Annotated in this window: 8 protein-coding genes and 3 pseudogenes; 3 read left to right on the top strand and 8 right to left on the bottom strand. The window is 70.2% G+C overall.

Annotation, left to right across the window (positions count from 1 at the left end):
* Position 1: 1 nt before the first annotated feature.
* Positions 2–418, bottom strand: coding sequence for a CU044_2847 family protein (locus tag ACIBLC_RS36760; RefSeq protein ID WP_399215782.1), 417 nt, complete (start codon positions 416–418; stop codon positions 2–4).
* 574 nt (positions 419–992) lie between these two features.
* The gene (locus tag ACIBLC_RS36755) at positions 993–3,044 is read right to left on the bottom strand and encodes a DUF1996 domain-containing protein (protein WP_399215781.1); all 2,052 of its coding nucleotides are present in this window, start codon (positions 3,042–3,044) and stop codon (positions 993–995) included.
* A gap of 404 nt (positions 3,045–3,448) precedes the next feature.
* Here ACIBLC_RS36755 and ACIBLC_RS36750 point away from each other — a divergent pair.
* From ACIBLC_RS36750 to ACIBLC_RS36740, 3 genes and pseudogenes are all read left to right on the top strand, one after another.
* Positions 3,449–3,885, top strand: a pseudogene (locus ACIBLC_RS36750) (protein phosphatase); the annotation flags it as partial.
* Positions 3,886–4,622: 737 nt separating this feature from the next.
* Positions 4,623–4,754, top strand: a pseudogene (locus tag ACIBLC_RS36745) (CGNR zinc finger domain-containing protein); the annotation flags it as partial.
* A 20-nt stretch (positions 4,755–4,774) separates the two neighbouring features.
* A complete protein-coding gene (locus ACIBLC_RS36740; protein WP_399215780.1) occupies positions 4,775–5,839 on the top strand; it encodes a class I SAM-dependent methyltransferase in 1,065 nt (354 codons plus the stop codon).
* A 26-nt stretch (positions 5,840–5,865) separates the two neighbouring features.
* Here the strand turns inward: ACIBLC_RS36740 and ACIBLC_RS36735 are convergent.
* From ACIBLC_RS36735 to ACIBLC_RS36710, 6 genes and pseudogenes are all read right to left on the bottom strand, one after another.
* Positions 5,866–5,961: pseudogene (locus ACIBLC_RS36735) on the bottom strand (IS5/IS1182 family transposase); the annotation flags it as partial.
* Positions 5,962–6,050: 89 nt separating this feature from the next.
* Positions 6,051–6,683: a helix-turn-helix transcriptional regulator gene (locus ACIBLC_RS36730; RefSeq protein ID WP_399215779.1), complete on the bottom strand. Its 633-nt coding sequence runs from the start codon at positions 6,681–6,683 to the stop codon at positions 6,051–6,053.
* A 220-nt stretch (positions 6,684–6,903) separates the two neighbouring features.
* Positions 6,904–7,737 (bottom strand): PIG-L family deacetylase, encoded by an 834-nt coding sequence (locus tag ACIBLC_RS36725; protein WP_399215778.1) that lies wholly within the window; start codon positions 7,735–7,737, stop codon positions 6,904–6,906.
* A 477-nt stretch (positions 7,738–8,214) separates the two neighbouring features.
* Positions 8,215–9,474: a hypothetical protein gene (locus ACIBLC_RS36720; RefSeq protein ID WP_399215777.1), complete on the bottom strand. Its 1,260-nt coding sequence runs from the start codon at positions 9,472–9,474 to the stop codon at positions 8,215–8,217.
* A 43-nt stretch (positions 9,475–9,517) separates the two neighbouring features.
* Positions 9,518–10,318 (bottom strand): hypothetical protein, encoded by an 801-nt coding sequence (locus ACIBLC_RS36715; RefSeq protein ID WP_399215776.1) that lies wholly within the window; start codon positions 10,316–10,318, stop codon positions 9,518–9,520.
* Positions 10,319–10,366: 48 nt separating this feature from the next.
* A complete protein-coding gene (locus ACIBLC_RS36710) occupies positions 10,367–10,906 on the bottom strand; it encodes a hypothetical protein (RefSeq protein WP_399215775.1) in 540 nt (179 codons plus the stop codon).
* Positions 10,907–10,921: the final 15 nt, after the last annotated feature.

Below are 10,921 nucleotides of genomic sequence, written 5' to 3'. Positions count from 1 at the left end.
ATCACTCCGCGCCCGGGGCCGTGGCGGGGTCGGCCGCCGCTGTGGGCTTCCAGGCGGCGGTGACGGTGAGGTGGGCCTGGCCGTTGCCGCCGACGATCCCGAACTTGAGATCCTGGCCGACCTGGACCCCGAAGGTCACGCTCACCTCGTCGGGCGGGTGCGGTGTCGACTTCACCGAGTTGTGGACCTCCTCCAGCAGCGGGCCGAGCGGTCGGAGCGCGCCGCGCAGGGCGCCGGTCGCGAAGCTGACGGCCGTTCTGCCTCCGGCGGCCACGGGGACGGCCTTCCCCATGCCCTCGGGCCGGTCCGCCTCAGGCGCGGGCACCACCCCGCCCGGGGCCGTCACGGCCTGGGCGGGGGTGAGCAGAAACCTGATGGGAGTACCGTCCTCGAACTCTGATTCCGTGGTGGTGGACACGGGCACATTGTGGCGGAGACTGGCCCATGACAGGAGCATGTGTGCCGAACTCGGTCACCAGATGGGTGTGTTGAGCACCAAAACGGGCCGCGGCCCGGTCGTACCGGGTCAGGTCCACGTCGGCCGGCCGCGCACACCGGCGTGCGCGGCGGACGTCGGTCAGGGGTCTGGAACTACTGCCGCGCGGTTGCCGCGCTGGAAGTCTGCCGCTTCCTTGTTCGCCGGTCCCTCGCGGACGTGACCCTGGAGCGCGTCCGCGAGCTGGTCGATGTGGGGCAGCCCGAGAGCCTGGTCTTGAAGTACAGGAGAGCTACACGGTCAACGGTCCGGCACCGATGCGTGCGTGGCGACCAAGGGGGCAGAACCGTCACCAGACCTACGCTTCCTATGGGCTTGCCCGCGGGCGAGAACTGACGCAAGGGCCGCGTCTGTGAGAGTCGCCGCCGGTGGTGAAGAAGCCGATGGTTGCGGAGGCTGCGGTCTTGTCCGCGTCGCAGGCTCTGAACAGTTCCGGCGACGTCGCTGAGGACGCCCTCGTCAGGGGGCGTCCTCAGCTCTCGTCGGGCGGCAGGGGTTACAGGGCGCTTCGCCTGATCCTGCGGAGCAGGACGAATCCGGCGATCACGAAGATCCCGCCGATCGCGGCCGGCCACAGCTGCGCGCCGGTGTCGGCGAGTCCGCCGCCCCCGACGGCCTGCGGTTCGGTCTGCGAGGCGGCCGACGGAGCGGATCCGGCCACCGGTGCGGTCGACGCGGCGTTCCCCACGTCGCCCGAGCCTTCGTGTGAGCTGTCGTGCGAGCCACCGGACCCGGCGGCGTGGCCCGACGAGGGGACGTCGGCCTTGGGCTCCGCGTCGACGGGCGGTGTGTCGTCGTCGGCCGGCTCGGTGCCCGGCGTGTCGGCCGTGGGCTCCGCGGTCTGGCCGTCGTCGTCACCAGGGGCCTGGCCGCCGTTGTCGTCGGACGGGTCGTCGGCGGTGGGTGCCGGCTGCTCCGAGGGCTCCTCGGAGGCGTTCGGGGGCTCCGCGCTCTCCGAGGGATTCGGGGGCTCGGCGCTCTGCGACGGCTCCTGCGGCGTCTCCTCGGGGTCCGGGGAGTTGTCGTCACCCGCGCCGGCCCCGCACTTCCGGCCCTGGTTGATGCAGTCGACCGCGTCCTTCATGAGGCCTTCGTCGAAGACGTTGATGAAGTCGCCGTGGTCGGTGACCGGCTTGTGCAGCTGCTCCGGGAAGGAGTCCACCGCGAACAGCGGCGACGTACGGCCACCGTCCTGCAGGCTCGGCGCGTCGACGTCGTAGACGATGCGCTGCACCAGTTGCGGGATGGCCTTGAACCCGCCGGGGCAGTTGCCCTCGGCGTCCTGGAACGCCACGTGGGTGCGGTGGTTGGCGCTGTCGATGTTCGCCCCGTCCCAGCAGCTCTGGAACCTGAACGTGCGGACCACGTCGCTGCCCTGGGGGCAGACCGGGTACTTGTCCTTCAACTGCCGGTCCTCGAAGCCCGTGCAGCTCCAGGACCCGTTCGCGTTCGCGGTGCCGTTGACGAAGGCCTTGGCGTCACCAGTGATGATGCGCAGCAGACGCGGTATGGCGGTGACCGTGCCGCGCGCGTTGCCCACGAAGGTCAGTGTGACCTGCTTGGGCGTGACGATCTCACCGGCGTTGCCCTCGGTGCCGCCGCCCGCCGCGTCGGCGTCGCGTTCGATGGTGCCGTTCTGGAGACGCAACACAGGCCAGTAGTAGGTGGACTTGTCACCCTGGTTCTGGCAGGTGGTGTCGGCCTCGGCCAGGTCGTCGTCACTGGCGAAGGCGTTGTTGGCCTGGTTGCCGACGTAGTCGTGGAAGTGGTGCGCGCCGTTGGTGACGCCGGGAGCCACGATGACGTTGTCGGAGTTGAACAGGCCGTTCGCGTTCACACCGCAGCTCGTGACGAACTCGCCGGTGGAGGCGCCGTCCTGGGGCTGCGGGGTCTGCGCGGCGGGCTGCACGGAGTTGATGTCGGCGAAGTCCGCGACCACGGGGCCGTTGCCGGCCGGCGCGGTACCACCCTGTTGGCCGCCCTGGCCCTGGCCCTGCTCGTCCTGCCCCTGATCCTGCTGGCCCTGGTCCTGCTGGCCCTGGTCGCCGTTCTCGTCCGCGCCGCTCTGGTCGCTGCTGGCACGAAGGGTGCAGGCCGCCAGGTCGTCGAGTCCCTCGGGCCGGTCGCCCGCGGTGTCGACGGCGGTGACGATACGTCCGATCGACTCGGACCGCTTCTCCTTCAACGGGTTCATGACCGCGTCGGCGCCGCTGTCGCCGTTCTGCTCCATCTGCGCCCCGTCGGAGCGGAGTTGCTGATAGGCCTCGGCGATCTGCTGGTCCAGCGTGGCGAGTTCCTTGTCGACGTCGCCCTTCGCCGCGTCCGGAACGGACGTCAACTTGTCGCCGACGTCGGGGCAGTCGATGGTGGCCGCTCCGGCGGACAGGACATGATTGCCCGCGCCCTGCGCGCCTCCACCCGCACCGCTCTCGGTGGCCGAGGCATAGACGTTGACGGCGACGAGCCCGCCTCCGCCCAGAATCAGCGCGACTGCTGCAGAGGTTGCGCGTCGTGCGCCCGTGGGGCGTCTGCGCCTGTTGCGTCCCAAGGAAATGCTCCTACGCGTCGTGGTCGGCCCCGCCTGAAAACCCCCAGCCCTATACGCGAGGGAGCGGCGTTGTGTTCAGCCGTCCCCCGAATTCACAGCAACCTCGTATGGAGCAACGGTCCGAGGCGTCGTCGCTACCACCCTCGGGCAGGCGCACACCGGGCGTACTGGGGCCGCCCGACGGCCGCCCGCGAACCCTCCGCGCTTGCAACGGCCGCCGAGCGATGCCCTGATGGGAACCCCGCACCACCGCTGGGTCGTGGCCAAGGCCGATCCGCTGGGACAGGGTCGGATGCTCCGCCGTCTCCACCGTAGGCACGACCAGGGCGCCACGGCGGGAGGCGGTGAAGCAGGTGGCGGGAGTCGCGCACGACTACGCGGGCGTGTTCCACGTGCTGCCCGGCATGGTCGCCCTGCTCACCCCCGACCTGGTCTACACCGACGCCAACGACGACTACCTGAACAGTTCCGGCCGTTCCCGTGAGTAGCTGGTGTGGTGCTATCTGTTCGACGTGTTCCCCGACCGCCCGGACGATCCGGCGTCCGACGGGGTACGCAACCTTGAGGCGTCGCTGCGCCGGGTGGTGCAAACCGGGCTACGCGACGCGATGGCCCTTCAGCGCTACGACGTCGAGTCCCTGGAGCGGCCGGGTGTCTGGCAGGAGCGTTACTGGAGCCCGGTCAACGCTCCCCTGCTCGACGAGGCGACGAGGACGGCAACGTGGTGCTGTTCGTCCACAGGGTGGAGGAGGAGGGCACCGAGCTTTTCCGGGCCCGGGGCGGGCGGACGGACGCCGACCGGGGCCGTTTCGTGGAAGCCGAGTTGTTCACCCGCGCCCGCCACCGTGCGTGCCGGGCCCGATGGAGTCCTGCACACCGCGAACCCGCCGCCCGGCCCATGCTGCCCGGGTCTCGCCCGCCACGCTGGGCAAGCCCTGGTGAGTTCCTGCCGCTGGCGCTTGCCGGCCTGATGGCGGGCAAGCGCAAAGTGAACCAGGCGGGATCGTCGAACAGCTTGCGCGCGGATGTGGTGTGCGTGCTCGGGGTCCTCAAGGTCGGGACCGCCGACCAGATCCAGCGGCTGGCGTCACCGCACTTGACCTACCGGCACACCTTCAAGGACACACCGGCTCAGCGGAAAGAAGCGCCTACGAACGCCGCAACATCGGCGGGAACACCACCATCCACATCGGACAGAACACCAGCGACATCGCCGCGAACAGCCGAGACTTCACCTTGAACGCGGCCACGAACATCGGCGTCGACCTCGCCCGGGCCGTCAGGGCCGCCCGCGTACTCCGCCAGGCCGTGCCCATCCTGGGCTCGCCCGAAGACGATGCCGCTGGGGTCACCCAGTCGGCGACGCGCATCGAAGAGGAAGCCACCAGCACCAACTCCGATCCGAGCCACCTCCAGCGGTGGCGTAACCAAGGCGGTGGCCATCCTGTCCCTCGCCGGTCGTCAGCGGAGCGCTGAGCCGCGTTCTCGCCACCTATCTCGGGGTCGCACTCCCGGAACTGCCGACGGGAGGCTGAGCAGAACGCGGCCATGCCACGGGACCGTGACGAACCGACCGCCCGCACCGCGCCCCGCTGCGTCCGGTATTTCGTGAAGGTCCACGTCCGTCAGGAGTTCTGCGAGCCGTGGTGCGGCAACCGGGCCCGGGCCGCCCGTTTTTACCACCGTCAGTGCGCAGACAGCGGGCGTTGATCGCCGCTACGCTGCGGCGCATGACCGCTTCCTCCGTGCCGGAGACGGATCCTGTCGCCGCGAGGCGCCCCCAGTACCTCGCCGACATCGCGGCCGGACTGGACCGCTTCTACGAGCCCCGTCGAACCGACTGCCCCTGGTGCGGCGGCGCCCGGCTGTCGACCCGGCTGCGCACCGTGGACCTGTTGCAGCACAAGCCGGGCCGGTTCGAACTGGCCGAATGCCTCGACTGCCGGCACATCTTCCAGAACCCTCGGCTGAGCCTGGCCGGGCTGGAGTTCTACTACCGGGACTGCTACGACGGTCTCGGCGAGCAGCAGATGGCCGCCATGTTCGCGGGCAACGCCGCCGGGCTCAAGGACCGGGCCTCGCTGCTCACCCAGCATCACCAGCCCAAGCGCTGGCTGGACGTCGGCACCGGGCACGGCCACTTCTGCAAGGCAGCCGCGGAGATCTTGCCCGACACCGAGTTCCACGGCCTCGACATGAGCGCCGGCGTCGAGCTGGCCCAGGAGCACGGCTGGATCACGCGCGGATTCCGGGGGAACTTCCCGGAAATGACCGCGCAACTGGACGGGAACTACGATGTGATCAGCATGTTCCACTACTTGGAGCACACCCTCGACCCGAAGGCTGAGCTGGCCGCCGCGGCCGCCGTGCTGCCGCCCGGCGGGCACCTCGTCATCGAACTGCCCGATCCCGAGTGCAAGTGGGGCCGCATCCTCGGCCGCTACTGGATGCCCTGGCTCCAGCCCCAGCACCTGAACCTGATGCCCATCGCCAATCTGAAGCAGGCGGCCGAGGACGTCGGCTTCGCCGTGGTGGACGAGCAGCGGTCCGAGCCGCACGGCGGCATGGACACGGTCGCCGCCATCGCGTTGTGGGCCAACTGGGTCGTCGGCGGCAACGACGTACCGTGGCACCCCAAGCCGCCGAGTCCGCTGCGCAAGTTCGTACGCAAAGCCAGCATGGTCATTTCGGTGCCACTGATGGTGCTCGCGTTCCTCGGCGACAAGCTTTTCGCCCCGTACGGCCGAAAGCACGGCTACTCCAACGCCTACCGCGTGCTCCTGACCCGGATCTAGCGCCGGGGATCCGGGCGCTGCTGTTGTGCGAGGAGCAGGCCGAGGGTGTCGACTCCGATGTGGCGCTTGCGGCCTGCGATCTTCTTGTCGGGATCGATGCCCTGTCCGGCCGCGGGCACGTTTAGGTGGAACGCCAGTTCCTCGGTGGTACGGGTGGGGAGCGGCGCCCGTCCGGCCCGCAGATCGTCACCGAGCGCTTCCACGGCCTGGATCATGGCCAGGCGCCACGTGGCCGACTGCCCGTCGCACAGAGGAGGCAGTTGGTAGAGGAACGAGTCCTCGATTCCCCACGTCTCGTCTTCATCGTCGGCCTTTGGAAAGACCCGGTCTCCGTGGACCGACAGGTCGGTGCCAGCCTCGCGCGGCCACCATCGCGGCCGCTGTCGCCAAAGACGTACCCGTCCGGGCCCTCGACATCGGTGCGGCGGCCGAACACGGAGACGAGGCCAGCCGCGTTGCCGTTGCCGATGTAGTACTTGGAGCCGCTGGTCCGGAAGCCGCCGGCGTCGTCGGGCTCCAACAGTATGTCGGTGGAGTAGATGTCGGCGCCGTGGTTCTCCTCGGACAGGCCGAAGGCGAAGACCTCATCCTGGGAGAGAAGGTCCGCGGCACGGCTGCGGGCGGAGTCGGGGACGGAGTTCTCGTTCTTGTCCGGCCGTCCCGGCTGCGGCACCTCGCGGACGGCGAGAAGGTCCTCGTGTTCCATGCGCTTGAGGACGCGGTAGATCCGCTGGTGTGTCGCGGTCCAGAAGTAGCCGATGGAGCGCTCGAACCGCCGGGCCAGCTCATAGCCGGAACCGGGCTTTTCCAGCAGGGAGACGAGGATCGCGTGTTCGAGCGCCATGGCGGACAGCCTTCTATGCAACGAATTGCATAGGCAGGGGGCGTCGCTCCGGTGAGACACGGCTCACCCTTGCTCCCGGCGCATGCGTGGAGAGGCTTCGAGGCGATGCTGTCAGGGAGCGGCAGATGGTCGCGGAGCGTGTCCGCGACCACCTGCCGCCCGGCGTGGCAGCCGCCGTCCGGTGCCGTGTTCCTACAGGCGCTGTTCGAGCGGCGAAGGATCAGCGCAACCCGGCGAAAAGATCATCCTCGGGCAGGGCCGCGCCGGTGCTGTCCTGCACGCGTACGAACGTCTCGACACCCATCAACTCCGTGAACCTTTGCTGGCCCATCTTGAGGAAGAAGATGTTCTCACCCTGGCTGGCATGCGCGGCCAGCGCGTCGAACTTCTGAGCGCCGAACGCGGAGGTGTCCACCCAGGTGGTGATCTCCTCGTCGGGGAGCCCGATCTCGGCCATCGCGGCAGCCTCCTCGGGAGTCGGCTCCTGCCAGTCCGCGTCGAACTCGCGCATGACTTCACCGAACCGCTGCATCATCGAGCGGGGCGCCGTCGTCCAGTACACCTTCGGTGTCGGCGACGTCATCGCCAGCGCCGCCATGGTGATGCGGTGGGCCTGGATGTGGTCGGGGTGGCCGTAGAAGCCGTTCTCGTCGTAGGTGACGACCACGTCCGGCTGGTAGCGGCGGAAGAGTTCCGCGAGCCGGGCAGCGCCCTCATCCACAGGGGTCTGCCAGAAGGAGTTGGGGGCGTCATTGGTCGGCCAACCCATCATCCCGGAGTCGGCGTAGTCCAACATCTCCAGGTGGCTGATCTTCAGGACCTCGCAGCTCGCCTCGAGTTCCTCCCGTCGCATCGAGGCGACGGCCGCCGGATCGTGCCCGGGATCGCCCGGCTTCACGCCCCCGGGTCCGTCCCCGCAACCGCCGTCGGTACACGTCACGAGTACCGTGCGTATGCCCTCCGCCGCATACCGGGCGAGGACACCGCCCGTTCCCGTCGCCTCGTCGTCGGGGTGGGCGTGCACCGCCATGAGCGTCAAGGGCGCGTCGTTCATGAACTGTCCTCCAGTGTGAAATGAGCTGTGGCCCGCGTCCGTGGCGGGCGGGTGGACGATCGTCCCCGAGATCGGAGACCGGACGTACCGCGGACACGGAGGTACGGGGTACGGGGATCGCGTCGTGGCAGACGTCTTTTTCGATCTCACCGTTCCTCGCCGCGCCCGCGCACCACCGATCCCTCAGCGCTGCAAACCCCCTGACCGCAGCGACTGTTCCCCCTGCGCACGCGAACAGACACTGCTTCCCCCCTATTTGCGCAGAAGATCGAGCACGACAGGGCGTCGGCGAGGTCGCCTCGCCGACGCGGGACGTTCGTCGACGGGGTGTCTCCGTAGGAAACGCGCAGAGGGCGGGAAGCGCCTCTCGCGCTTCCCGCCCTTGCCTCGCACGGAATTCCCGCCCGGTGGTGCGGCCCAGCAGCCCGCACTCGATGAGAACGCGGCGCGGAAACAGCTGAAGGATCCCGAACGGTGTCAGCGCGTGGGTGCCGCCTCCGTCGAGGCCGTCGCGCTCTGCGAATCCGACTCGGTGGGTGACGGCGTTGGGCTCGGGCAGGCCGGGTCGGGTTCCGGATCCGTCGAGGGATCAGGGCCGGGGCTCGTCGTGTCCGTCGGGCAGTCCGTCGGAGGTGTCGATTCCACCGGGTCGGTGGGTGCGCCCGTGTCCGTCGGATCGGGCGTGGGGGAGGGGGAATCGACGGGCGGCGTCGGTGTCGTGGACGGGTCGGGCGTCTCGCTCCCCGACGGCGACGGTGACTGCGTGTGTGACGGCCCGGGCGTGGTTGTAGGGCTGCCGGACTCCGACGGGTCGGGACCGACGACGATGCCGCCCCCGCCGGAGTCGTCGTCGCCGACCGGTTCGGTCACGGGGGTCCTGCCGCCCGCGCCCGGGCTGCGGGGCACGACACCCTTGCCGTCGGGCACCGTGTGGGTGCCCGTGCGGTAGAAGGCGAACCACTGCCGCACCGTCCGCAGATACGCGTCGGAGTAGTTGTAGCTGAGCACGGCGGCATCGAGGTCGCCGGCGCTTGACAGGTCGCGGTGTCCGGCGCACAGGTAGTGCCCGGCGGCCAGTGCCGCGTCGAACACGTTGTTCGGGTCGCTGACACCGTCGCTGTTCCCGTCGGCACCCCAGCGCCGCCAGGTCGACGGAAGGAACTGCATCGGACCCACCGCCCGGTCGAACACCGCGTCCCCGTCCAGGGACCCGCCGTCGCTGTCACGGATCAGCGCGAACCCGACGCCGTTGAGAGCCGGACCGGCGATCCGCCCGCGCGTGGTTCCATCGGCCGTGACGGCACCGCCCCCGGCGTGCCCCGACTCCACCTTGCCGATCGCGGCGAGCAGTTGCCAGGGCAGACGGCAGCCGGGATCCGTCCGGGACACCGAGGTCTCGGCCGCCCGGTAGGCACGTAAGACCGTCGCGGGGATGCCTGACTGGGCGCGGAACACGGCCGGAAGCGGAGCCGACGCGGGCAGGTCCGGGCTGACCAGCGGCGGAAGTTCCGTGTGGTACGAGTCGTCGCCCGAGCCGCCGGCCTCGGGCGACGCGAAATTCGTCCAGGCGGGGCCGTCCTGATCGGCGGCCGGTGCGGTGCGGTGCTTCGTGCCGCCGCTCAGCGCCTCGGGAGCGCGGGAAGCGGTGAGGACCGCCAGTGCCGCGACGGTGATCGCGGTCGTCCGCAGGCCCTGGCGGGTCCGGGCGGACGGACGTCGAAGACGCAGTGCGGACATATCAAGCTCCTGTCGATGGGGGAGGGCCGACCGGCGGTCGGTGTCAGCGACCGAAGGTGTCGATGCCGGAGACCAGCCACCGTCCGTCCCGGCGCACCACGTCCACGGCGAACATGGCACCCGCGTACGTGCCCTCGTCGTCGGCCTCGTCCTTCTTGGCCGCGGTGCTGACGCTGCTCTGGTCGGCGTAGACGAGGACCCGGGCCCGGTCGCCGTCGATCCGCTCCACGCCGCTGTCGGTGACCGTCGTCGTGATCACGGCCTTCTGCTGGTCCGCACGATCGCGCACCGCCGCGAAGAGGGCGCGGTGCTGCGCGACGGCCTTTCCGGTGAGCAGATTGCGGGCGGCCTCGTCGAAGGCCGCCGGGTGGGCGTGGTCGTACGAGAAGAGCGCGGCCACCGCCCGCGTGGTCTGGCCCTTGATCTCGCTCGTGGCGGAGACGTCGGTGAGAGCGGTGTTCTGCCGGGCGGGCTGATCCCGCAGCGTGTCGGCCCGGGCGTGCGCCCACCCCGCGAACCCGCCGAGCAGCAGCGTCAGTACGCACAGCGCGCCCACGACAGCGGGTGTGCGCCGCGGACGGTCAGCAGCCTTCGCGGGCTTGTCCGCGACGGCGTCCGCCTCCGGCTCGCTGTTCTCGCTGCGTACGGTGTCCGCCGGGGTGGGGGAGCGGAGCGGTACCCGGATGAATCGGCGCGCCCCCTCGGTCGTCGGGCTCGGCTCCGCCTCTGTGACGGTGCCCGCCGCGACGGTGGCCAGGGAGCCGGCGTCCACGGCCGCGCCGGGCCGATCGGCGCGTGCCTGGCGGCGGCGCTGGTGGTTGATGTGGTGCCGGGTGCTCGACATGGTGCGCGGGTCCTCTCGGTGCGGCCGGGTGACGGGACGGACGGGGGCTCAGTCGCTCAACGCCGAGCCCACGGGGGCCTGGCCGAGGTCACTGAGCTTCCACTTGCCGCCCGTGCGGGTGAGCTCGCCGAGCATGCGGCTGTCCTTGTCGGTGCTGCCCTCCGAGGCCCGGACGGTGATGCGCAGCGCCACCAGTACGCGGGCCCGGCCCGCCCGTTCGTCGAGTTCGGTGACAGCGCCGGACAGCACGCGGGCCGTGGTGACCGTCCCGGCGGCCTTCACCTGCTCGCTGAACGCGGCGCGTCCGTCGACGAGCTGTTTGTGCAGATCGCCCGTGGTCGAGGACTCCCAGAGGTCCAGGCCGTCGTCCATCTTGCGGTGGTCGAGGGTGTTGAGATTCTGTACGGCCTGTTCGCCAGCCGTCAGTGCCTGGTCGCGCTGGACCGCGTAGGCGGCGGAGTCGTCGTGCGCGGCCCGGTACCAGTCGGTGCCGGCCCACGCGGCGGTTCCCGCGGATGCCAGCGCGAGGGCGAGGGCCGCGGCCGATAGGGCCCGCAGTCCCGTCAGGGCCCGTGCCGGGTTCTTCATCAGGTGCTCCCGTCT

The organism is Streptomyces sp. NPDC050535 (assembly GCF_044457665.1).
Classification (GTDB): Bacteria; Actinomycetota; Actinomycetes; order Streptomycetales; family Streptomycetaceae; genus Streptomyces.
This window is presented reverse-complemented; position numbering and strand designations above follow the sequence as displayed.

Bases quoted from the DNA above. Each gene is read 5' to 3' on its own strand.
- ACIBLC_RS36720 (WP_399215777.1), bottom strand. From the start codon at position 9,474: ATGTCCGCACTGCGTCTTCGACGTCCGTCCGCCCGGACCCGCCAGGGC.
- ACIBLC_RS36725 (WP_399215778.1), bottom strand. From the start codon at position 7,737: ATGAACGACGCGCCCTTGACGCTCATGGCGGTGCACGCCCACCCCGAC.
- ACIBLC_RS36740 (WP_399215780.1), top strand. From the start codon at position 4,775: ATGACCGCTTCCTCCGTGCCGGAGACGGATCCTGTCGCCGCGAGGCGC.
- ACIBLC_RS36715 (WP_399215776.1), bottom strand. From the start codon at position 10,318: ATGTCGAGCACCCGGCACCACATCAACCACCAGCGCCGCCGCCAGGCA.
- ACIBLC_RS36730 (WP_399215779.1), bottom strand. From the start codon at position 6,683: ATGGCGCTCGAACACGCGATCCTCGTCTCCCTGCTGGAAAAGCCCGGT.
- ACIBLC_RS36710 (WP_399215775.1), bottom strand. From the start codon at position 10,906: ATGAAGAACCCGGCACGGGCCCTGACGGGACTGCGGGCCCTATCGGCC.